This is a genomic window from Sinomicrobium halophytocola (genome assembly GCF_052983395.1).
On record NZ_JBRKIT010000040.1, the window covers coordinates 314,153 to 336,688 of the forward strand.

Sequence of the window (22,536 nt, forward strand, 5' to 3'; positions counted from 1 at the left end):
CTCATACCTGCCAGAAACATAGAGACTTCAACGTATTTTATACAGGTGTCAAAAACAAAAAAACCGAAAAGGGAGTCTAAAACATCCATTTCGGATTGAAATGGTATGCCCGATCCTTTTTCGGTTTTAAGAAGGGAAATTTCCGATAGAAAATTATCTCCGGAAAGTTTTTTATTATCCGTGTATCCGTGGCAAAACAGGTTTCCGGTCTCCCTGAAACCTATGGATTGAGTAATCCGGTAGTTTAGTTAAAAACGACTTTTTTGTCCGAGCGTGGGAGTTCTGCAAAGATGAACGGATTGGTTATGGCCATACTTGTCATATCGCCTTCTCCGGGCTGTACTTTCCGGACATATACCTGCACGGAATCTCCCGTTTCTTCTATTTTTTCTATTTCCACCCGGTTTCCGCCGGACGACAGTTGTCCCATAAACATAGCAACAACCATGTTTTTAGTAAAATCTACCTTCGGAACCTCTATTCCGGGTCTCCGGGTACGGTTTATGATGCCGTATACTTTTTCCAGTTCTTCCTGGCTGGTTATCACCCTGTTTTCCGCCGTATCCGTACCGCCGTAACTATCTTCAAGGAGGACTTTATAATCCAGCGGATTTTCTCCGGCATCGCTGCTTTGTGCCTTACCATCCTGTTTTGCTCCTACACAGGCACAAAACAATAGAATTACACCGATAAGTAATAAAGATTTTTTCATGTTTCTCAGGGCTTAATATATGGTTAACTTAATCGTGTGAAAACAACAGAGCATCTCATTCCTGTTTTTCCTTATCCGTTTCTTCCTCTTTACCCGTTTGTTTTTCTTTTTTCCTATCATAATAATTATCTCGAAAGCTCTTCCCCTTACGATTCTTCCACTTTCGTACACTCCTTCGGTTGTTCCACATAACCAAAAGGAATAAAAGAACAACCATTATTACCCAGCCAATACTTTTCATACCAATAATCAGACAAATATGGTTTATAATATATTAATAATCTTTCGATTGATGACCTCAAACTGATTTTCAGATCAGTCCCTTATTTCTTATAAAGTTACGTTTTTAAGGGCGAATTATGAAATCTTCCCTGGCCTGTCCTCTCCGAAAGAATACTACTCCTACATAAAAAAGGTCTACGGTAACGGTCACTTGCTTATTTTTTTTCATCTCCTCCCAGGCCATTCCAGCTGTAGTATTTTTATGTATACCCTTAATTATTAACACCTCATCAAATCCGGTTTTTTCCTCTTTCTGAAAATATTTCATAGCATCCGGTCGGAGTTCTTTATTGTAATAGGTGATTTTTCCTTTGGTATCACTTACGGATATACCCGGAAAGTATTTTTGTAACGCGCCTGTTAATTCTTCATCCGGTTGTAAAACACCTACACTTTCCGCATGGAAATACGCAATGGTACGAAACAGTAACCGTTGCGCTTTTGTTCCTCCGAACTTTTGTTTGGTGTACAATCCCCTGGTAACATAGGCATAGACAAAAGGCGAATGTACCCCGTGCTGATTGGTAGATTTAAGCAGAAATTTCAGATACCCGAGCATACAAGCGCTTTAGTCTTTATATGAGAGCTCCAGCCATCGGTCGGTCTTGTCCTCTATTTCCGCCAAAATCTTTTTGAGTCTTACGGAAAGTTCGTCAATACGTCCTCCATCCATGCTTTCGTCGAAGAACATGGCTTCTATTTCTTTCTTTTCTTCTTCCAGTTTACGTATATCCTTTTCCAGTCGGTTGTACTCCTTCTGTTCGTTATAGGAAAGGCCTTTATTAGCATCTTTACGCCAGGTGTTCTTTTCCTTAACGGAATTGTTATCTGTAGTTTTTACCTCGTTCGCCGCCGCTGGTATACTATCGTTGTAAACCCTGTAATCCGTATAATTCCCTGGAAAGTCCTCTATTTCGGCATCACCCCTGAACACCAACAAGTGATCCACGATCTTATCCATAAAATACCTGTCGTGCGACACTACGACAAGACAGCCAGGGAAATCCAGTAAAAACTCTTCCAGGACATTGAGGGTAATAATGTCAAGGTCGTTTGTAGGCTCATCGAGAATAAGAAAATTGGGGTTCCGGATAAGCACGGTACATAGGTAAAGACGTTTTAATTCGCCTCCGCTCAGTTTCTCTACAAAGTCGTATTGCTTTTTCCGGTCGAACAGAAAGCGCTCCAGAAGCTGGACGGCAGAGATCTGTTTGCCTTTCATTAAAGGGATATAATCTCCAAAAGCGCGGATAACGTCTATTACTTTCTGTTCCGGTTTTACTTCTATTCCGGACTGGGTATAGTACCCGAACTTCACGGTTTCACCGATAACAACCTTACCACCGTCGGGAGCAACGATTCCGGTGAGCAGGTTCAGAAACGTGGATTTGCCGGTACCATTTTTACCGATAATCCCCACACGCTCTCCTTTCCTGAATACATACTGGAATTTTTGAAGTATTTTTTTATCCTCATATACTTTGGAAACATTGTGCAACTCTACGATCTTGCTTCCCAACCGTTCCATGTTGATCTCCAGTTGCACCTGGTGATCTTGACGACGCTGATGTGCTTTCTCCTTGATGTCGTGAAAATCATCTATCCTCGATTTGGATTTGGATGTCCTTGCCTTCGGCTGCCTGCGCATCCAGTCCAGTTCCTTTACATAAAGGTTCTTCGCTTTTTCTACGGAGGCTTTTTCTGCTTCTACGCGCAATTCCTTTTTTTCCAGGTAATAAGAATAATTCCCTTTATAGGTATAGAGTTTTCCGTCTTCCAGCTCCACGATCTCGTTGCATACCCGTTCCAGGAAATACCTGTCATGGGTTACCATGAACAAGGTCATGTTTTCCTTTGCGAAGTAAGATTCCAGCCACTCTATCATTTCCAGGTCCAGGTGGTTGGTCGGTTCGTCCAGTATCAACAGGTCCGGATTGTCGAGCAATACCGTAGCCAGTGCAAGTCTTTTTTTCTGTCCGCCCGAAAGCGAAGACACCTTTTGGGAAAGGTCATCGAGTTTCAGCTTGGAAAGTATTTGTTTGTACCTGGTTTCGAAATCCCATGCCTGGTGCAACTCCATGTGTTCAAAGGCACGCTGGTATGCCTCTGCATCTTCCGGATTTTGCAAAGCGTCTTCATAGGCCCGGATAACTCTCAATATTTTATTTTCGGAAGCAAAGATCGTTTCTTCCACCGTGAGCCCGGGTTTCAGTTCCGGTTCCTGAGGCAGAAATCCTATGTATATCCCGTTCCTGGAAACTACCTGCCCGCTATCCGGTGTGTCTTTTCCCGTTATAATGTTCAACAGGGAAGTTTTCCCGGTGCCATTCCTGGCGATGAACGCAATTTTCTGATCTTTGTTTATCCCGAAAGATATATCGGTAAACAGAACACGTTCCCCGAAAGATTTAGATATATTTTCTACTGACAGATAATTCATTGTGTCTCTTTGACCTAAAATATTAGATTTGAGATATTAGATCGGGGATTTTGGACTCCATACACTAATAACTCCTTAATTCCGGGATTTCCTATGTTCAAACACCTGCATCCAGTATCTGGGCTGCGTGGTCTTTGGTTTTCACCTTTTCTATGACCCGTTCCACTTTTCCTTTTTCATCAATGATAAAAGTCATACGGTGTATTCCGTCATAGGTCTTACCCATAAATTTCTTTTGTCCCCATACACCGAAAGCTTCGATCACCTTCTTCTCCACATCGGCGAGTAAAGGAAAGGGAAACTCATATTTTTCCTTAAAGTTGGACTGTCTCTTTTCAGAATCTGCACTTACACCAAGCAACTCATATCCTTCCTTTTTCAATTCCTGGTAATTGTCCCGCAGGTTACATGCTTCGGCAGTACACCCGGGGGTACTTGCTTTCGGATAAAAGAAAACAATCCATTTTTTACCGAGGTAATCCGAAGGGGATACTGCATTTCCATCCTGGTCGCTAACTGTGAATTCCGGTACTTTATCTCCTGGTTTCAGTGTTTTCATTTTTATATAGATTTTAGATTTGAGATATTAGATGTTAGATTTGGGATATTCGATTATGACTTCGGACTTTTTTACATATTTTAGTCGGCCAAAAGTAATGTAAAAATGACCAAAACCCAAAAAGTGGCGTTTGTCATGGAAACGCTGGAAAAGATATACCCGGAAATCCCGATACCTCTTGACCATAAAGACCCTTATACCCTGCTTATTGCCGTATTGCTATCGGCGCAAAGTACGGATGTACGGGTCAATCAGATCACGCCTTTGTTATTTGAAAAGGCCGATAATCCCTATGCCATGATAAGGCTTACCCGTGAAGAAATCCAGGATATCATCCGCCCCGTTGGGCTCTCTCCCATGAAATCCAAAGGGATCTACGAACTGTCGCATATCCTCATCGACAAATATAACGGTGAGGTCCCTGCGGATATGGAAGCTTTGGAAACCCTTCCGGCGGTAGGTCACAAAACTGCCAGTGTTGTGGTTTCGCAGGCTTTCGGTATTCCCGCTTTTCCGGTGGACACCCATATTCAACGGCTTATGTATCGCTGGGGATTGAGTAACGGAAAAAACGTAATCCAAACGGAAAAGGATGCGAAACGATTGTTTCCGAAAGAAAAATGGAACAAACTGCACCTTCAGATCATCTGGTATGGCAGGGAATATTCTCCGGCCCGCGGATGGGACCTCGAAAAAGATATTATTACCCGAACCGTGGGAAGAAAATCGGTAATAGACGAATATTATAAAAAGAAGAAACCGTCTTCTAAACTATAACCCATCCGCGAAACATCACCCATGGGGGTGAAGGGCAGTATCGCCGGAAGAGGTTTTCTTTAAAAAACGGTTTCTTTAACTACGTGTTCAGTTCAGCAGGGTTTCGAACTGTATTTCCTTATAATCCACAACACGAAGTGCTTTGGAATAATTGAGCAGAAAATTAATAGTCTCCCGCTTGGGTCCGATTTTCTTATAATCCGCTGATTTCTTGGTGTAAAGATTTGCCATGCCGTTTATAAAATTTCAGGGTTGTTTTTTTAAAAACGTGGCAAAACCTTTAATATTGCATTACTGGTTTGTTAAAACTATGTTATTTTTTTCCACTATTTTCCGAAGGTTGATAATGGCATAGCGCATTCTCCCCAAAGCAGTATTGATACTTACCCCGGTGATCTCGGAAATCTCTTTAAAGCTCATATCTTTGTACATACGCATAATCAATACCTCCTGCTGATCTGTCGGAAGTTCTTTTATAAGGTTCCGTACATCGTCTTCCACCTGGTCTTTGATGATCTGCCTTTCCACATTAAGTGCGTTATCGCTTATCACCGAAAAGATGTTAAAATCATCATTTCCCTCAAATTTGGGCATTCGTGTATTTTTCCTGAAATGGTCAATGATTAGGTTATGTGCTATACGCATTACCCAGGGAAGAAACTTTCCTTCCTCATTATACGCTCCTCTTTTCAGGGTTCGTATCACTTTTATAAAAGTATCCTGGAAAATATCTTCTGCGATATCCTTATCGAATACTTTGGAAAAAATAAAACTATAAACTCTTTGGGAATGACGATTGATGAGTGCTTCCAACGCCTTTTCATCACCGCACAAATATTGTTCTACCAAAGCAGAATCCTGAAGAAGTTGCTCCATAATTTATTACTTTTTAATCGAAAGTGATGCATTTCCCCTAAGGAAAATACCGTATTCTATTTTTCAGTTCTCAAAAGTAATTTTATGGCCTATGCAATGTTTTTTTAACGTTTAGCTGGCCAAATATAATAACATTCCTTAAATAAATGCAAATATTAAATTGAATTTTCCGTAAAATATTAGAAGTGCAATAGGGTTCAAAAGTAGCTCAAATCCTGTAAAACCAGGTAATCCGACAGGATAATGATCAAAAAGTAAAACAGGCTTTTCAATTGCCTTATTATCCTTTATCTTTGTATTTTTCCTTTTTTGCTATGACGGATATATCGCTATTAAGTCCAAAACAAAATATACTTATTAAAGGAGCCCGGCTCCACAACCTGAAGAACCTGGATGTCGCTATTCCCCGGAATAAGCTGGTTGTCATAACCGGACTTTCCGGTTCAGGTAAGTCCAGCCTTGCTTTTGACACCCTTTATGCCGAAGGGCAGCGCAGGTATGTGGAAAGCCTTTCATCTTATGCCCGACAGTTCCTCGGAAGACTGGATAAACCCAAAGTCGATTATATCCGTGGAATAGCCCCGGCCATAGCTATCGAACAAAAGGTGAATTCCACCAACCCGCGTTCTACTGTAGGTACCACTACGGAGATATACGACTACCTGAAACTGCTTTATGCACGTATAGGCAGAACATTCTCTCCCGTATCCGGGGAAGAAGTGAAAAAGAATACCGTAACCGATGTGGTGGATTTTGTAAACAGCTATGAGTCCGGCACCAGGCTCTTACTTTTGTCCCCGGTACACATACCGGATCATCGCAGTGCATTGGAAAACATCAAAATACTTGCACAACAGGGGTACGCACGTATAAAATATCGGAATGAAATAATCCGTATAGACGAAATCGAAGAAGAAATAGACCGGGACTTTTACCTGGTGGTAGACAGGATCATTACCCGACCGGATGATGAAGATTTTATAAATCGTCTTTCTGATGCTGTGGAAACTTCTTTTTTCGAAGGAAAAGGCCAATGTATTATCGAAGAAATGGCCACCGGAAAACAAACGACATTCAGTAATAAATTCGAAAGGGACGGTATTCAGTTCCCGGAACCGAACATACATCTCTTCAGTTTCAACAATCCTTTCGGCGCTTGTCCGAAATGTGAAGGGTACGGAGATATAATAGGTATAGACGAAGAACTCGTCATACCCAATTCGGGCTTATCCGTATATGAAAACACTATCTTTCCCTGGAGAGGAGAAAGCATGGGGTGGTACAGGGATCAACTGGTCAACAATGCCTATAAGTTCGATTTTCCCATCCACAAACCGTGGTTTGAGCTCACCGAGAAGCAAAAACAGTTGGTTTGGGACGGAAATTCCTATTTTACCGGGCTCCATGATTTTTTTGCGGAACTGGAGGAAAAGAACTATAAAATACAAAACCGGGTAATGCTTTCCAGGTACCGCGGAAAAACGAAGTGCCCGCAATGTAAGGGAAGAAGGCTTCGCAAAGAGGCTGATTACGTAAAAATAGACGAGAAAACCATATCCGAACTGGTGGAAATGCCGTTGCATCGTCTGGCGGACTTCTTTCAAAAAATAACGCTAACCGAATATGAACAGAAAGTAGCCGGAAGGCTGCTTAAAGAAATAAATAATCGTTTGTTATTCCTTTCCAATGTGGGACTGGAATACCTCACCCTCAACCGTAAGTCCAATTCACTTTCCGGAGGGGAATCGCAGCGTATCAATCTGGCTACTTCCCTGGGGAGCAGCCTCGTAGGGTCCATGTACATCCTGGATGAACCCAGTATTGGACTCCACCCCAAAGATACCGAAAAACTCATATCCGTACTGCAATCGCTACGCGACCTGGGTAATACGGTTATTGTGGTGGAACATGACGAGGACATTATGAAAGCCGCCGATACTATTATAGATATCGGTCCGGAAGCCGGTACGCTCGGAGGAGAAGTCGTGGCCACAGGTACTTATAAGGAAATACTTAAAGCCCATACACTTACCGGGGACTACCTGAGCGAAAGAAAACAGATAGAAGTCCCTAAAAAACGACGGGCTTCCAAAAATTACATTCATATTAAAGGGGCCAGGGAAAACAATCTCAAAAATATAGATGTTACTTTTCCGCTGAACATGCTTACCGTTGTTACCGGCGTATCCGGAAGCGGGAAAAGTTCGTTGGTAAAGAAAATCCTCTACCCTGTGGTCCTCAAAGAAACAGGCGGATACGGGGAAAAAGCCGGGAAATATACTGCTGCGGAGGGAAATTACGGCTCGCTTAAGTCCGTGGAGTTTGTCAATCAAAACCCAATAGGGAGATCTTCCAGGTCCAACCCTGTTACTTATATTAAAGCATATGACGATATACGGGCGCTGTTCACTTCCCAGAAACTATCAAAAATAAGGGGATATCAGCCAAAACACTTCTCTTTTAACGTGGATGGCGGACGTTGCGAAACCTGCAAAGGAGAAGGCGAAGTAACCATAGAAATGCAGTTTATGGCCGATGTGGTACTGCCCTGTGAAACCTGCAAGGGCAAACGCTTCAAAAAAGAAATACTCGAAGTGACCTTCGAAGGAAAAAACATTAATGATGTGTTGACCCTTACCATAGATGACGCCATCGACTTCTTCGGAGAACACAAACAGAAAAAGATCATCAATAAGCTACAACCCTTACAGGATGTGGGACTGGGATACGTTACCCTGGGGCAATCTTCCTCCACTCTCTCCGGAGGAGAAGCGCAACGGATAAAACTCGCTTCGTTCCTGTCTAAAGGTAATACAGATGAAAAAGCCCTGTTTATATTTGACGAACCCACAACGGGATTGCACTTCCACGATATCAAGAAACTGCTTGCTTCGTTTAATGCGCTTATAGAAAAAGGGCACTCTGTAGTTGTCGTAGAACACAACCTGGAACTGATCAAATGTGCGGACTATATTATTGATCTCGGTCCGGGTGGTGGAGAAAAAGGTGGTACTGTAATTGCCGAAGGCGTTCCGGAAGAAATTGCCAAAAACAAAAAATCGTTTACGGCAAAATATCTGAGGGAGAAATTGCCCTTAGGAGTTAATAATCTTTCCTGAAACCACAATATTCATATTTTCAGTGTTAGAGACGCACGGCCGTGCGTCTCTAACAAACACAAATCCTGTTAACAGGAATTTAACCCGTTAAACATCCCCTTTTTCCAGATTTGGCACGCTATTTGAAATTAACAGAATACCTTAAACGGTTAGTTAGTTTTTTTCATATTTTGGTTGGTTAGTTGTAAGACCCTGCACCATCTAATGATGCAGGGTTTTATTTTTACACCTCATGCGTTAAGGTATAAGTGTATAGGAAGGCATCATGTCTACTTACCAGTTCTCTCCGAACTCTTTGTCACTCATATACCTTTTTACGAAACCGGAGGACCTTTCCGGATTTTTTTCCTGCCATAAGCAACAGTATGAAGGAAATAAAAGACATCAGGAATATAAGTAATATCATAGGGAACTTTGTGCCGTCATACATTACTCCCATCAACGCCGAGATGGCTGCTCCCGCTCCCATTTTAAAACTGCCGTTCATCGCCGATGCCGATCCTATATTATTCGAAAAGGGCCTGAGAGATAACGCAGTGGAGTTAGGGTTTATAAAACCGAGGAGAAATAATATACAGAACAAAAGTCCGGCAAAGACCGATAGCGGAAGCTCAAACCGCCACACCCCTATAAGAAAGATAACGGTAAGGATAAGCTGTATAAAAGAAGTTTTACGGGTCAGTTCCACAGCATCAAAACGGTTCAGAAGATACCTGTTGCACTGGCTCCCTGCAATAAAACCGCAAGCATTCATCCCGAACATCCAGCCAAAAGTAGATTCGGATACTCCGTATATTTTCATCAATACAAACGGTATCCCGGAAACATAGGCGAACATAATAGCCATAGCAATACTACCGGAAAGTCCGTATAAGATAAAATCGTTATTTCTCAGTACCGAAATATAATTGCCTGCTATTTTTTCAGGTCTTAACGATACTTCTCTGTCCTGCCCTTTACTTTCTTCCAGAAAGAAACGGATCACCACCATAAGTATGACAGCAATAACAAAGAGAAAAACAAAAATGGAACGCCATCCGAAAGCACCTGTGAAAATCCCTCCCAGAGTCGGGGCAAGCACCGGAGCCACACCCATAACCAGTAATATGGAAGAAAAGGCCTTAGCTATTTCGTCTACCGGAAAACGATCGCGGATAATAGCGCTATAAGCTACCATACCCACACATCCTCCCAGCGCCAGGATAAGCCGCATCCCTATAAGCCACCAAATATCCGGGGACAAGGCACATCCAATGGCAGCAAACGCATAGATGGCAAGACCTATCAGTAAAGGCTTCTTACGTCCGAAACGATCCAGTAAAGGGCCGTAGATGAGCTGCCCCACCGATATACCCACAAAAAAGGTGGTCAGCGTCAGGGATACATGCGCATCATCGGTCTTCAGATCTTCCGCAATGGCCGGAAAGCCTGGAAGATACATATCTATGGAAAAAGGTCCTAAAGCAGCAATAAAGCCCAATATAACAATCAGAACCTGCTGTTGTTTCTTTGTCATTTCAGAAATAAAATATGGATAAAACCGGAATTTCGTAACGGGAATGTGCAAAAATATGCATAATAAAAGTACCTGTCCTCCTTACCCGGTGCTTTAACATCATATTTACATTTCCACAAAAAAGAGATGATCTATTATGAGAAAAAAATAACAACCGACATATGGACAGTCGTTATCTGACAAATTCGTCTTTTCTGCCTGTAAAATATAAAAAGAAGTATTTTTAATACGGATTTCTGCCTGATCCGTAAAAAGAAACATTTTTACAGGCCCAGCGATGAACTTTGAGGAAAAAAAGTTATTTTCGTTTCTATCCATGCCATTCAGGGGTAAGAAAAAACAGTTATATAAATATGAATATCCAGCAGCTTTTCTCCCGTTATACATATATCTGCCTTTTTGTCCTTTTTTCGACCTTAAGTATCGCACAGGAATTGAAATCTCCCACAGAATTCCTGGGCTACGAACCGGGAACCCGCTTTACCCGTCATTATCGGGTCGTAGAATATTACAGACACCTGGCGGAAGCTGCACCCAATATGATAAAGCTGCAAAACTACGGCGAAACCAATGAACACCGGGAACTTATACTTTGCTATATTTCCTCTCCTGCCAATATAAGTAACCTGGAATCTATCCGTACCGAGCACCTTAAATCGCTGGAAGGAAAAACGGATAACGATATTGCCATCGTATGGCTCAGCTACAACGTACACGGCAATGAAAGTGTAAGTACCGAAGCTTCCATGCAGACCGTTTATGACCTCGTTACCCAAAAGCAGGAATTACTGGACAATACGGTAGTTATCCTGGACCCTTGTGTGAATCCGGACGGAAGGGACCGCTATGTGAACTGGTATAACCAGAATGTCAATGTCCCCAACAATGTAAACCCGGATGGCAAGGAACATCACGAACCCTGGCTCAACGGACGTCCCAATCATTATATGTTTGACCTCAACCGGGACTGGGCATGGCTCACCCAGAAAGAAAGCAGACAACGTGTAGCGGTCTTCAATCAGTGGTTACCACATGTACATGCCGATTTTCATGAACAGGGCATGGATGCCCCTTATTACTTTGCTCCGGGCGCGGAACCCCTCCACGAGGTTATTACGGACTGGCAAAAAGACTTCCAGGTAACGATCGGGAAAAATCATGCTACTTATTTTGATACCGAAGGATGGCTGTATTTCACCAAAGAGGTATTTGACCTACTATATCCCAGTTACGGGGATACTTACCCGATGTACAACGGCAGTATAGGTATGACCTATGAACAGGGAGGCAGCGGCAGGGCTGGCCTGGGTGTCATTACTTCCGCCAAAGATACCCTCACGCTCAGGGACAGATTGGCTCATCATTACACTACCGGAATATCTACTGTAGAAATATCTTCCGAAAATGCCGGAAAACTAAATGACGAATTCGAAAAATTCTATACCCGCCGTGATTATAAATACCGCAACTATGTCCTTAGCGGTAACCGTGACCATATAAATACCCTTACCCGTCTGCTGGACCGGCATAATATCCGGTATCATTTTACAGCGCAAACTGTAGTAAAAGGTTTTGATTATACCACAGGAAAGCAGGGAAGTCTGAAAACTGCCGAAGGAGATCTCGTAATCCCTTCCGACCAGCCCAAGAGCACGCTCGTAAAGGTATTGTTCGAACCCAGGACCAAACTGAATGACTCCCTCACTTACGATATCACCGCCTGGGCACTCCCCTATGCCTACGGGCTTCATGCCGTTGCTACGGAAAACAGTACGGTTTCCATCAGTAATAAGCCTTCCGAGACGACACCTCCTTCCCTTTCTCCCGGTCCGGCTGCTTACGCCTATGTCTCCGATTGGAAAAGTATGGAAGATGCCCGGTTTCTCACCGCTCTTTTAAAAGAAGGCCTCCGGGTCAGGTATACCGAAGAGCCTTTTACAGTTGCCGGAAAAGATTTTACAAGAGGAAGCCTCATCATTACCAGAACCGATAACGCCAGGGATAAGGACTTTCCCCGGAAATTAATCTCCGTAGCAAAAGAACACGGCCGGGAGCTCACCGCTACATCTACCGGATTCGTTACCAAAGGAAAAGATTTAGGTTCGTCATACGTACGCCCGGTTCCCAATGTTAAGGCAGCGCTTTTGTCCGGATCTCCCGCTTCCACCCTGAACGTAGGCGAAATATGGCATTTCTTTGAGCAACAACTGGGATATCCCTTAACCATAGTGGACACGGACTATTTTGACCGAATAAACCTTTCATCCTATAATGTGCTGATACTTCCCGAAGGAAATTACGCTGAGTACCTGGACGAAACCAAGCTAAAACGCCTAAAAGAATGGATAAAAAACGGCGGAAAGCTGATCGCGATAGGAAAGGCACTCCATACGCTCAAAGAAGAGGAAGACTTCGGACTTAAGGAAAAAGAAACAGAAGAGAATGATTCGCTTTTTATACCCGTACCCTACGATTCCTGGGAAAGAAATCACGTAAAAAACAATATTACAGGAGCCATTTACAAAGTAAAGACAGATCCTACCCATCCCCTGGCTTTCGGTTACCCAGACACTTATTTTTCCCTGAAGCAAAGCAGCAGTGCATTTGATCTGCTAAAAAATGGCAATGCATTTTACCTCGAAAAAGATGGAGCCCCGTTATCCGGTTTTGCCGGTAGTGAAGCACAGAAAAACATTGCGAACACCCTGGTTTTTGGCGTTCATTCGTATGGAAAAGGGAGTATAGTGTACCTGGTAGACAATCCCCTGTTCCGGGGATTCTGGGAAAATGGCAAGTTATTATTTGTCAACGCGCTCTTTATGGTACAATAGAGTAATGTGAGTCGCAGATTACTGGTTGTACAGGGAACGTTATAAGGTCATCATCATTACATCCGTGTATTTGTGACTAAAATTTATAGAAACCAAGATCAATAAAAAAAGGGCCCGATATCGGAGCCCTTTTTGTGCGTTCTTACGCCTGCATCTTCTTAGCTTTTTTAGCCTCGCGTTTTTCTTTGATCATCTCCATGATCGCTCCGCTTATCCAGTAAGGAATTGCAAAAGCAGTAAGGAAGACCATCAACCAGAATCCCAAAAGGGCTATACCCGCGAACGCTAAAAAGCCTAAATACTGGTCAAATTCAAACATAATTTCCGGAAATTTTCGAATTCGGAACAAAAGTACCGTTTTTAATTGAAATCCCGAAGGCTTTTCCGAACTAAATCAAAAAACTTCCCGTATAAAAAGACAAAAATCACCAGGTATTACACGGCAAAATAGTAATTTTGTAGATAGTGTAAAATCTTAATAAACATCATGGAATACAGAATAGAAAAGGATACGATGGGAGAAGTTAAAGTCCCTGCAGATAAGCTGTGGGGAGCCCAGACCGAACGTTCCAGAAACAATTTCAAAATAGGCCCTTCCGCTTCTATGCCGCTGGAGATTATCTACGGATTTGCTTACCTGAAAAAAGCCGCGGCCTATACCAATTGTGAATTAGGTGTACTCCCGGAAGAAAAAAGGGACCTTATTGCCCAGGTATGTAATGAAATACTGGAAGGAAAACACGACGACCAGTTTCCCCTGGTTATCTGGCAAACGGGTTCGGGTACCCAGAGTAATATGAATGTCAATGAAGTGGTTGCCAACCGGGCACATCAAATTGCCGGAAAGACCATAGGCGAAGGCGAAAAAACTCTTCAGCCTAACGATGACGTAAACAAATCGCAATCTTCCAACGATACTTTTCCAACCGGAATGCACATTGCTATCTACAAGAAAATTGTTGAAGTTACTATCCCCGGGGTTACAAGGTTGCGCGACACCCTGAAGAAAAAATCGGAAGAGTTCCGGGATGTGGTAAAAATAGGACGTACGCATCTTATGGATGCTACACCCCTAACGCTCGGACAGGAATTCTCCGGATATGTGTCGCAACTCGACCATGGCCTTAAAGCCCTGAACAACACCCTCGATCACCTTTCCGAACTGGCACTCGGAGGTACTGCCGTGGGAACCGGGATCAATACCCCCCAGGGATATGCGGAAAAAGTAGCAGAGTACATCGCGAAATTTACCGAAATCCCTTTTAAATCCGCCAAAAACAAATTCGAGGCCCTGGCTTCACACGACGCCCTTGTGGAAACACATGGTGCGCTGAAACAACTGGCTGTCTCCCTGAATAAAATAGCAAACGACATACGTATGATGGCTTCCGGACCACGTTCGGGCATCGGGGAACTACTCATACCTGCCAACGAACCCGGAAGTTCTATTATGCCCGGAAAAGTAAATCCTACACAGTGTGAAGCACTGACCATGGTTTGTGCACAGGTTATCGGTAATGATGTTGCTGTATCTGTTGGTGGTACCCAGGGACATTATGAACTTAATGTTTTCAAACCGGTAATGGCGGCAAACCTCCTGCAATCCGCACAGCTCATCGGTGATGCCTGTGTAAGCTTCGAAGAGCACTGCGCCTCCGGAATAGAGCCTAACCACACCAGGATAAAGGAACTGGTAAATAATTCCCTCATGCTGGTTACCGCTCTCAACCCCAAAATAGGATACTATAAAGCTGCGGAAATCGCCAATACCGCTCATAAAAACGGAACTACCCTCAAAGAAGAAGCCGTCAACCTCGGGTACCTCACCCCTGCAGAATTCGACGAATGGGTAAAACCCGAGGATATGGTAGGCTCCCTGAAGTAGCCCTTTGTAAGTAAAGATGTTACCCCATGCATCTCAACCGGGCAAAAGCCGTGCATCTTCATAAGATCCCGTTACGCAAGGATCTCCAAGAAAGACCACACGGCTTTTATCACACAAAAAACAGACTCGTGAAAGTACTCATCAAAAACATCCGGCAACTCCTCCAGGTAAGGAACAACCATGTTAAGAAATTGTCAGGATCGGAAATGAAAGACCTTCCCATAGTAGAAGACGCCTTTCTTCTTATAGAAAACGGCAGCATAGCAGACTACGGAAAAATGAAGGATCTTCCGGATATAGAAACAGACGAGGTTATCGATGCCTCCGGCAAATTGGTTATGCCGGCATGGTGCGACAGCCATACGCACATCGTATATGCCGGGAACCGGGAACAGGAATTCGTAGACCGTATCAACGGCCTTTCTTATGAAGAAATAGCCAACCGGGGCGGTGGTATCCTTAACTCCGCAAAAAAACTGGAAGAAACCCCCGAAAACGACCTTTACCTGCAATCGGCAAAACGACTGGAAGAAGTAATTGCCATGGGCACCGGTGCTGTTGAAATAAAAAGCGGCTACGGACTCAGCACGGATGCCGAACTGAAAATGCTCCGGGTTATAAAAAAACTTCGGGAAAACTATGACATTCCCGTTAAATCCACTTTTCTCGGAGCGCACGCTATTCCGACAGCATACAAATCGGACAGAAAAGGCTATATAGACCTTATCATCAACGAAATGATCCCTTCCATAGCCGAAAAAGGCCTTGCGGAATATATCGATGTATTCTGCGAACAGGGATATTTCACCACAGAAGAGACCGAAAGCATCCTTGAAGCCGGAAAAGCTTTCAATCTCATCCCTAAAATACATGTCAACCAGTTTCACGCCATAGGTGGCGTTCAGATCGGAGTAAAACACAACGCGCTTTCCGTGGACCACCTGGAAGTCATGCGGGAAAAAGATATAGAAGTGTTGAAAGGATCGGATACTATGCCCGTTGCATTACCTTCATGCTCTTACTTTTTGAGTATTCCCTATACTCCGGCCCGTCAAATGATAGATGCAGGCCTTCCCCTGGCGCTGGCTACCGATTATAACCCGGGGTCAACCCCCAGTGGTAATATGAATTTTGTAGTCGCTACTGCATGTATCAAAATGAAAATAACACCCCAAGAGGCCATTAATGCTGCTACGATAAACGGAGCTTACGCTATGGGATTGTCGGAAACTCACGGAAGTATTACAAAAGGAAAAAAAGCCAACCTCATTATTACAAGGGAAGTGCCAGGTTACTCTTTCCTGCCATATGCTTTCGGAAGCAATCATATAGAACAGGTACTTGTTAACGGAAAGACTTTTATCCGTAACTGATTATCATGTTTTACTGTTTCAGGCTTTATCACGGTCCCTGAACAGAATTGAAACCCATAAAAAAACCACTATCCGAAACACCGATAGTGGTTTTTATAATAGCTTATATCAGGATGCTATTTCAACTCGAAAGATGAAGAGCCTAATTCCCTCAACTTACTGTCAAAGATCTTAACCTCGTAATTACCTCCTTCAAAACCATCTCCTTCCTTATCCAGATAATCACATACATCAAGAGCCGCATTTTCATAGAAGAAGTTAGATATTTTACTATACGTTAAACTCTTGGTAGCAGCAGCGGGTTCCTTTACGGACTCCATTTCTTCTACTACCTCTTCCGCAACAACCGAGTCTCCATCTATCGATGCAACTCCATCGGCTACTGCATTTTTGGCCTTAGATATGGTTTTTTCTACAGGAGGCGCATAAGTGGCAACTGCATTTTCTCCCATAATAGCCCCGGCAGGCCCGATAACCTGTACGTAAAACTGCGTATCCCCGGAAGATGCTATACGGTTTGCAGCAATAGTGTAACATATTTTTAGTTTATCCGCTCTCCTGTGACGGTTTACGGAAACCAATTTTCCGCTGTTACGCTCTCTCACGGCTTCCACAGAAAACTTGGAAAGGCTGAGTGCTGATCCCGCATCCACTACCTTGGCAAGCTGAACGTTCTGCGTCAGGATTGAATCGGCATACTCCGTTTGTCTTTCCAGTGTTGTCCTGGTGCTATCCCTTTGTATGATCAGCATTTCGTTGGATCGGCGCAGGGAGTCGTTTTGGGCCAGGAGAAATTCCCTTTCCTTGGTAAGCACATTTACCTGCCTTCTGTAACGGTACAACGCAGAAATATCCGCCTTCATACTCTTTACGGAATCGATATACTGGTCTATCCTTGTTCTCGCGTCCAGCAATTCCTGATTTGTCGAATCGCCTTCCTGGATCGCCCTGTCATAATCTGCCTTGAGATTATTCAGATCTTCGACCACCATGTTTTTCTGATTCGTAAGGTCTGCCGTAGTCTTTTTCTTATCGCTGTACAAGCTTGAGGTATAGATCAATGTCCCTATCAGGGCTACCCCAAGCAATGCAGCTATAACTTTCAAACCGTTATTACTCTTTGATTCAGTCATAATGATTTCTTTTTAACTGTTAACGCCTAATTTTAATTTTTGTTATATGGCCTAATGAATATATATACGATTAAATTTAACAAATAGATTTTTTATTTTCATATTTGCTTTAAGATTTAAACCAGGTATATGCGAAATCTTTTGTGTTTATACACCCTCAGGGATATGGAAAAAATCGTTTCCCACAGAAAGGGAGAAGTTAAATTCGGGGAACGGGTAAGATTGCTCAACGAGGGGCAGGAGATGGAAGAACAACTCCGGGAATCCAAAGCCAGGTATGTTCTTTTCGGAGTACCCGAAGATATAGGTATCGCCGGAAATTACGGCCGAAAAGGGGCACGGCATGCATGGAATGCCACACTGCAACAATTACTGAACACACAAAATCATCGGGATAATAAAGCAAAAAGGGTGTTATTACTCGGGCACCTGGATTTTTCGGAAGAGATAAAAGAACTTGACGCAATGGATCCTTCCAAAAATACATATACCGAAAGGGCGAGAGAACTCACGGCACAAATAGATATAGAAGTAACTGACCTGGTCCGGAAAATCGTAATGGCCGGGAAAAAACCCATCATAATCGGAGGAGGGCATAACAACTGCTACGGTATCATCAAAGGGTGTGCCCTAGCCCTGGGCAAACCGGTAAACAGCATTAACATAGACGCGCATACGGATTTCCGATCGCTGGAGGGAAGACACAGTGGCAATGGTTTTTCTTATGCTTTCAAGGAAGGCTTTTTGCAACGCTATTTTATTTTCGGCCTGCATAAGAACTATACTTCGAAATCTATTTATAAAAAGCTGGAAGATCAATCGGACCATATACGATTCAATACCCTGGAAGACCTGTTGCTCCCTTCAGAAAACGGTCTGGATTACCAGATGGAACAGGCATTCCATTTTATAAAAAGAGAGCCATACGGTATAGAAATAGACTGCGATGCCATACAGAATGTTCCCAGCAGTGCCAGGAGTCCTGCCGGATTTACCTTAGAACAGGTACGAAAGCTTATACATCACTGGAAGAACAGTAAAAACATTCAATACCTGCACATATGCGAAGCAGCACCGCAACCGGAAAATGACAATGAAACCCGCCTGACCGGCAAACTTATCTCTTATCTCATTACCGATTTTATCCGGAAATAGGTCCGGCATGAAAACAGGATCAAAATCTTTTCGTAATTTTAGGAGATCGTGTAATCTATAACCCCGAAATTATGAAAAGATATATTGCTTCGCTGGGCTTTACTGTTCTCAGTTGCTCTTTCGCCTGGAGCGGATTTTCCCAGGCAAAGTCCGATACCCTGGTTACGGGAAAGGAAAATAAGATTGTTATCCGGCCTGTATTCCACGGCACCCTTGCCCTGCAATGGAAGGATATTTCCATCTACTCCGATCCTTACGGCGGTGCCGAAAAATTTTCCGGGCTGGGCACCCCGGATCTTATTTTCATTTCGGATATCCATGGTGATCACCTTGACAAGAGTACTTTGGAGGGACTGGATACATCCGAAGCCATTTTTGTAGTACCACAGGCCGTTGCGGATCAGCTCCCTGAAAACTATAAAAGTAAAATGGTAATAATGAAAAACGGGGAAAAGAAAAAAATATCCGGCATTACCGTAGAAGCCTTACCAATGTACAACCTTCCGGAAAGCGAAGATGCCCCTCATGTAAAGGGACGAGGCAACGGTTATGTACTTACAATGGACGATAAAAGAGTATATATCAGCGGAGACACCGAAGATATTCCAGAGATGAGAGCACTGAAAAATATCGATATCGCTTTCGTATGTATGAACCTCCCCTATACCATGCCCGTGGAACAGGCCGCAGATGCCGTTCTGGACTTTAAGCCTGCTATTGTGTATCCTTATCACTATCGGGGCCGGCCAGACATGAGTGACACCGAAAAATTTAAAAGACTGGTAGATGCGGAAAATAAAGGTATTGAAGTCAGGCTGAGAGATTGGTATCAGTAAAAACCACTTCCCCGATAAAAATAATTGCCCGGGTATAATGCTGTTTTTCGGCATATACCCGGGCAATCTTATTATATGACTTGCACCTGCAGAGTTATTTACTCAGGTACATCTTTCTTCTGGTATACAGTTCGTAAAACTGGTCGTCCTTCAGGCTGTCTATAAAGAGAATACCCTCTCCTGTACTCTTCATTTCGGGTCCCAGGCTTTTATTAACATTAGGGAACTTATTGAAAGAGAAGACCGGTTGTTTTATGGCATATCCCTTTAACTTCGGTTTAAAATCAAAGTCCGTAACCTTGTTTTCTCCAAGCATGACTTTGGTGGCGTAATTCACATACGGTTCTCCGTAGGCCTTGGCTATAAACGGCACTGTTCTGGACGCTCTCGGGTTGGCTTCTATGATATATACGACATCGTTCTTGATGGCAAACTGTATATTGATAAGCCCGACAGTATTGAGGGCCAATGCTATTTTATGCGTGTGGTCTTTGATCTGTTGCAAGACAAATTCTCCGAGGTTAAACGGTGGCAAGGTAGCATTAGAATCTCCGGAATGGATACCACAAGGTTCAATATGCTCCATTATACCTATGATGTAGACGTTTTCACCGTCGCATATAGCATCTGCTTCGGCTTCTATGGCACCATCCAGGTAATGGTCCAGCAACAATTTGTTGTTCGGTATCTTACGGAGTAGATCTACCACATGTTCTTCCAGTTCTTCCTTGTTGATCACGATTTTCATTCCCTGTCCCCCAAGTACGTAAGAAGGCCTTACCAGGATCGGGAAATTAAGATGGTCGGAAAGTCTAAGTGCGTCTTCCGCTGTTTCGGCCACACCGAATTCAGGATACGGAATATCGTTATCTTTAAGCAGTGTGGAAAAACTTCCCCTATCTTCGGCCAGGTCAAGAGATTCAAAGCTTGTACCAATGATCTTAATCCCGTATTTATCCAGCTTTTCCGCCAGTTTAAGCGCGGTTTGCCCACCTAGCTGAACAATCACTCCCTCGGGGTTCTCGTGACGGATGATATCGTAAATATGTTCCCAGAAAACCGGCTCGAAATAAAGTTTATCCGCGGTGTCAAAATCCGTCGATACCGTTTCCGGATTACAGTTTATCATGATGGTCTCGTATCCGCATTCCGCCGCTGCAAGTACCCCGTGTACACAGCAGTAATCAAATTCAATCCCCTGTCCTATACGGTTAGGTCCGGAACCGAGTACCACGATCTTTTTCTTTTCGGTAACTTTACTTTCGTTATCTACAAAACGTTTTCCGTCAGCAGTTTCTATTTCATCTTCGAAAGTAGAGTAATAATAAGGTGTCTGCGCCTTGAACTCTGCTGCACAGGTATCTACCAGTTTATAAATACGTTTTACACCAACCTCTTCCCTTTTGTTATATACTTCACTTTCCCAGCAATCCAGCATATGGGCTATCTGCCTATCGGCAAAACCTTTTTGCTTGGCTTCGAGCAGGAGTTCTTTAGGCAGGGACTCTATCGTATACGTGGATATTTCTTTTTCCAGGTAATACAGCTCTTCGTATTGTTTGAGGAACCACATGTCTATTTTGGTGATCTCGTGTATCCTGCTAAGCGGTATTCCCATTTGTATGGCATCGTAAATAACGAAGACCCTGTCCCAACTGGCGTATGTCAGTTTTTCGATGATCTGATCGTAATTTTTATACCCTTTCCCGTCGGCACCAAGTCCGTTTCTCTTAATCTCGAGAGATTGTGTGGCTTTGTGAAGCGCTTCCTGGAACGAGCGTCCTATTCCCATCACCTCTCCAACGGATTTCATCTGTAGTCCGAGAGTCCGGTCGGAACCTTCGAATTTATCGAAGTTCCATCGTGGTATTTTTACAATAACATAATCGAGCGTAGGCTCAAATAATGCCGAAGTGGATTTGGTAATCTGGTTATTCAGCTCATCCAGCGTGTACCCGATGGCCAGTTTCGAAGCTATTTTTGCAATGGGGTATCCTGTTGCTTTAGATGCCAGCGCGGATGAACGGGATACTCGGGGATTTATTTCAATAGCGATGATGTCTTCTTTCTCATCCGGACTCACGGCAAACTGCACATTACATCCTCCCGCAAAATCACCGATACTGCGCATCATGTGGATAGCCATATCCCGCATTCTCTGGAAGGTCCTGTCCGAAAGGGTCATTGCAGGCGCAACCGTAATGGAATCCCCGGTGTGGATTCCCATCGGATCCATGTTTTCGATCGTACAGATAATAACAACATTGTCGTTTTTATCGCGTAACAACTCCAGTTCGTATTCTTTCCATCCCAGCAATGCCTTGTCGATCATGACTTCATGGATCGGAGAAACCTCCAGTCCCCTGGTCAGCATTTCATCAAAATCCTCTTTGTGATGCACAAAAGAAGCTCCTGCCCCTCCGAGAGTAAAAGAGGCCCTGATCACCAGAGGGAAACCGAATTCCTGGGCTATTTCTTTTCCTTTGAGATACGATGTTGCCGTAGCCTGTGGAGCCATGGGGATACCTATTTTCAGCATCAGCTCCCTGAACTTCTCACGGTCTTCGGTAATATTGATCGCATCAATGTCTACCCCTATGATCTCTACGTCAAAATCTTTCCAGATTCCTTTCTCATCGGCCTCAATACAAAGATTTAATGCAGTCTGTCCCCCCATAGTCGGTAATACGGCATCTATATTCGGGTGTGCCTTCAGTATTTCTATAATGGATTTCGTGGTCAGCGGTTTCAGGTACACATGATCTGCCATGGATGGGTCCGTCATAATAGTTGCCGGGTTACTGTTTATCAAAACAGTTTCCACTCCGTCTTCTCTAAGGGAACGCAGGGATTGCGAACCGGAATAATCAAACTCACACGCCTGACCTATGATAATAGGCCCCGAACCGATAATCAGAATACATTTTAGATCTTTTCTTTTTGGCATTTCTTTGGTATTGTGTTATTTAAACAAATTATGTGCAGATAAGATATAAAAAAAGGTGTCACTCTTTAAAGCAACACCTTTATATGAATAGAATT

At 43.4% G+C, this 22,536-nt stretch carries 17 protein-coding genes; 7 read left to right on the forward strand and 10 right to left on the reverse strand.

What is annotated here, in order from left to right; all coding sequences use genetic code 11:
* Nucleotides 1–244: 244 nt before the first annotated feature.
* The 4 genes from ACVBDY_RS18065 to bcp form a co-directional block, all read right to left on the reverse strand.
* Complete coding sequence (locus ACVBDY_RS18065) at nt 245–712, reverse strand: protease complex subunit PrcB family protein (RefSeq protein ID WP_447176861.1); 468 nt, start codon at nt 710–712, stop codon at nt 245–247.
* 346 nt (nt 713–1,058) lie between these two features.
* Nucleotides 1,059–1,553, reverse strand: coding sequence for a hypothetical protein (locus ACVBDY_RS18070; protein ID WP_447176862.1), 495 nt, complete (start codon nt 1,551–1,553; stop codon nt 1,059–1,061).
* Nucleotides 1,554–1,562: 9 nt separating this feature from the next.
* A complete protein-coding gene (locus tag ACVBDY_RS18075) occupies nt 1,563–3,434 on the reverse strand; it encodes an ABC-F family ATP-binding cassette domain-containing protein (RefSeq protein WP_447176863.1) in 1,872 nt (623 codons plus the stop codon).
* 97 nt (nt 3,435–3,531) lie between these two features.
* Nucleotides 3,532–3,993: a thioredoxin-dependent thiol peroxidase gene (gene bcp / locus ACVBDY_RS18080; RefSeq protein ID WP_447176864.1), complete on the reverse strand. Its 462-nt coding sequence runs from the start codon at nt 3,991–3,993 to the stop codon at nt 3,532–3,534.
* A gap of 105 nt (nt 3,994–4,098) precedes the next feature.
* On the opposite strand from bcp, the gene ACVBDY_RS18085 reads away from it, so the two are divergent.
* A complete protein-coding gene (locus tag ACVBDY_RS18085) occupies nt 4,099–4,770 on the forward strand; it encodes an endonuclease III domain-containing protein (RefSeq protein ID WP_447176865.1) in 672 nt (223 codons plus the stop codon).
* Nucleotides 4,771–4,857: 87 nt separating this feature from the next.
* Here the strand turns inward: ACVBDY_RS18085 and ACVBDY_RS18090 are convergent, their stop codons facing one another.
* The gene (locus ACVBDY_RS18090) at nt 4,858–5,001 is read right to left on the reverse strand and encodes a hypothetical protein (protein WP_447176866.1); all 144 of its coding nucleotides are present in this window, start codon (nt 4,999–5,001) and stop codon (nt 4,858–4,860) included.
* A 60-nt stretch (nt 5,002–5,061) separates the two neighbouring features.
* A complete protein-coding gene (locus tag ACVBDY_RS18095) occupies nt 5,062–5,646 on the reverse strand; it encodes an RNA polymerase sigma factor (protein ID WP_447176867.1) in 585 nt (194 codons plus the stop codon).
* A 314-nt stretch (nt 5,647–5,960) separates the two neighbouring features.
* Between ACVBDY_RS18095 and uvrA the strand changes: the two genes are divergently transcribed.
* Nucleotides 5,961–8,765 (forward strand): excinuclease ABC subunit UvrA, encoded by a 2,805-nt coding sequence (uvrA, locus tag ACVBDY_RS18100; RefSeq protein WP_447176868.1) that lies wholly within the window; start codon nt 5,961–5,963, stop codon nt 8,763–8,765.
* A 298-nt stretch (nt 8,766–9,063) separates the two neighbouring features.
* On the opposite strand, the gene ACVBDY_RS18105 is transcribed toward uvrA, so the two are convergent.
* Nucleotides 9,064–10,281, reverse strand: coding sequence for a multidrug effflux MFS transporter (locus tag ACVBDY_RS18105; RefSeq protein WP_447176869.1), 1,218 nt, complete (start codon nt 10,279–10,281; stop codon nt 9,064–9,066).
* A gap of 353 nt (nt 10,282–10,634) precedes the next feature.
* Between ACVBDY_RS18105 and ACVBDY_RS18110 the strand changes: the two genes are divergently transcribed.
* Entirely contained in the window at nt 10,635–13,112 is a 2,478-nt protein-coding gene (locus ACVBDY_RS18110) for a M14 family metallopeptidase (protein ID WP_447176870.1), read from the forward strand.
* Nucleotides 13,113–13,254: 142 nt separating this feature from the next.
* Here the strand turns inward: ACVBDY_RS18110 and ACVBDY_RS18115 are convergent, their stop codons facing one another.
* Nucleotides 13,255–13,461: a hypothetical protein gene (locus tag ACVBDY_RS18115; protein ID WP_072316097.1), complete on the reverse strand. Its 207-nt coding sequence runs from the start codon at nt 13,459–13,461 to the stop codon at nt 13,255–13,257.
* Between the two features lie 138 nt (nt 13,462–13,599).
* Here ACVBDY_RS18115 and fumC point away from each other — a divergent pair, with 138 nt between their 5' ends.
* Both fumC and hutI read left to right on the forward strand, forming a co-directional pair.
* Nucleotides 13,600–14,997, forward strand: coding sequence for a class II fumarate hydratase (gene fumC, locus ACVBDY_RS18120; RefSeq protein ID WP_447176871.1), 1,398 nt, complete (start codon nt 13,600–13,602; stop codon nt 14,995–14,997).
* A 128-nt stretch (nt 14,998–15,125) separates the two neighbouring features.
* Nucleotides 15,126–16,370, forward strand: coding sequence for an imidazolonepropionase (gene hutI, locus ACVBDY_RS18125; protein ID WP_447176872.1), 1,245 nt, complete (start codon nt 15,126–15,128; stop codon nt 16,368–16,370).
* A gap of 116 nt (nt 16,371–16,486) precedes the next feature.
* Here hutI and ACVBDY_RS18130 read toward each other — a convergent pair whose 3' ends face one another.
* Nucleotides 16,487–17,503: a DUF8428 domain-containing protein gene (locus tag ACVBDY_RS18130; protein WP_447176873.1), complete on the reverse strand. Its 1,017-nt coding sequence runs from the start codon at nt 17,501–17,503 to the stop codon at nt 16,487–16,489.
* Nucleotides 17,504–17,632: 129 nt separating this feature from the next.
* Between ACVBDY_RS18130 and ACVBDY_RS18135 the strand changes: the two genes are divergently transcribed.
* Together ACVBDY_RS18135 and ACVBDY_RS18140 are read left to right on the forward strand one after the other, a co-directional pair.
* Complete coding sequence (locus ACVBDY_RS18135; protein ID WP_447176874.1) at nt 17,633–18,658, forward strand: formimidoylglutamase; 1,026 nt, start codon at nt 17,633–17,635, stop codon at nt 18,656–18,658.
* 71 nt (nt 18,659–18,729) lie between these two features.
* On the forward strand, nt 18,730–19,494 hold the full coding sequence (locus ACVBDY_RS18140; RefSeq protein ID WP_447176875.1) for an MBL fold metallo-hydrolase: 765 nt from the start codon (nt 18,730–18,732) through the stop codon (nt 19,492–19,494).
* Nucleotides 19,495–19,588: 94 nt separating this feature from the next.
* On the opposite strand, the gene carB is transcribed toward ACVBDY_RS18140, so the two are convergent.
* Complete coding sequence (carB, locus tag ACVBDY_RS18145; protein WP_447176876.1) at nt 19,589–22,441, reverse strand: carbamoyl-phosphate synthase large subunit; 2,853 nt, start codon at nt 22,439–22,441, stop codon at nt 19,589–19,591.
* Between the last annotated feature and the right edge of the window lie 95 nt (nt 22,442–22,536).

Bases quoted from the DNA above. Each gene is read 5' to 3' on its own strand.
- ACVBDY_RS18065 (WP_447176861.1), bottom strand. From the start codon at position 712: ATGAAAAAATCTTTATTACTTATCGGTGTAATTCTATTGTTTTGTGCC.
- ACVBDY_RS18070 (WP_447176862.1), bottom strand. From the start codon at position 1,553: ATGCTCGGGTATCTGAAATTTCTGCTTAAATCTACCAATCAGCACGGG.
- ACVBDY_RS18075 (WP_447176863.1), bottom strand. From the start codon at position 3,434: ATGAATTATCTGTCAGTAGAAAATATATCTAAATCTTTCGGGGAACGT.
- bcp (WP_447176864.1), bottom strand. From the start codon at position 3,993: ATGAAAACACTGAAACCAGGAGATAAAGTACCGGAATTCACAGTTAGC.
- ACVBDY_RS18085 (WP_447176865.1), top strand. From the start codon at position 4,099: ATGACCAAAACCCAAAAAGTGGCGTTTGTCATGGAAACGCTGGAAAAG.
- ACVBDY_RS18090 (WP_447176866.1), bottom strand. From the start codon at position 5,001: ATGGCAAATCTTTACACCAAGAAATCAGCGGATTATAAGAAAATCGGA.
- ACVBDY_RS18095 (WP_447176867.1), bottom strand. From the start codon at position 5,646: ATGGAGCAACTTCTTCAGGATTCTGCTTTGGTAGAACAATATTTGTGC.
- uvrA (WP_447176868.1), top strand. From the start codon at position 5,961: ATGACGGATATATCGCTATTAAGTCCAAAACAAAATATACTTATTAAA.
- ACVBDY_RS18105 (WP_447176869.1), bottom strand. From the start codon at position 10,281: ATGACAAAGAAACAACAGCAGGTTCTGATTGTTATATTGGGCTTTATT.
- ACVBDY_RS18110 (WP_447176870.1), top strand. From the start codon at position 10,635: ATGAATATCCAGCAGCTTTTCTCCCGTTATACATATATCTGCCTTTTT.
- fumC (WP_447176871.1), top strand. From the start codon at position 13,600: ATGGAATACAGAATAGAAAAGGATACGATGGGAGAAGTTAAAGTCCCT.
- ACVBDY_RS18130 (WP_447176873.1), bottom strand. From the start codon at position 17,503: ATGACTGAATCAAAGAGTAATAACGGTTTGAAAGTTATAGCTGCATTG.
- ACVBDY_RS18135 (WP_447176874.1), top strand. From the start codon at position 17,633: ATGCGAAATCTTTTGTGTTTATACACCCTCAGGGATATGGAAAAAATC.
- ACVBDY_RS18140 (WP_447176875.1), top strand. From the start codon at position 18,730: ATGAAAAGATATATTGCTTCGCTGGGCTTTACTGTTCTCAGTTGCTCT.
- carB (WP_447176876.1), bottom strand. From the start codon at position 22,441: ATGCCAAAAAGAAAAGATCTAAAATGTATTCTGATTATCGGTTCGGGG.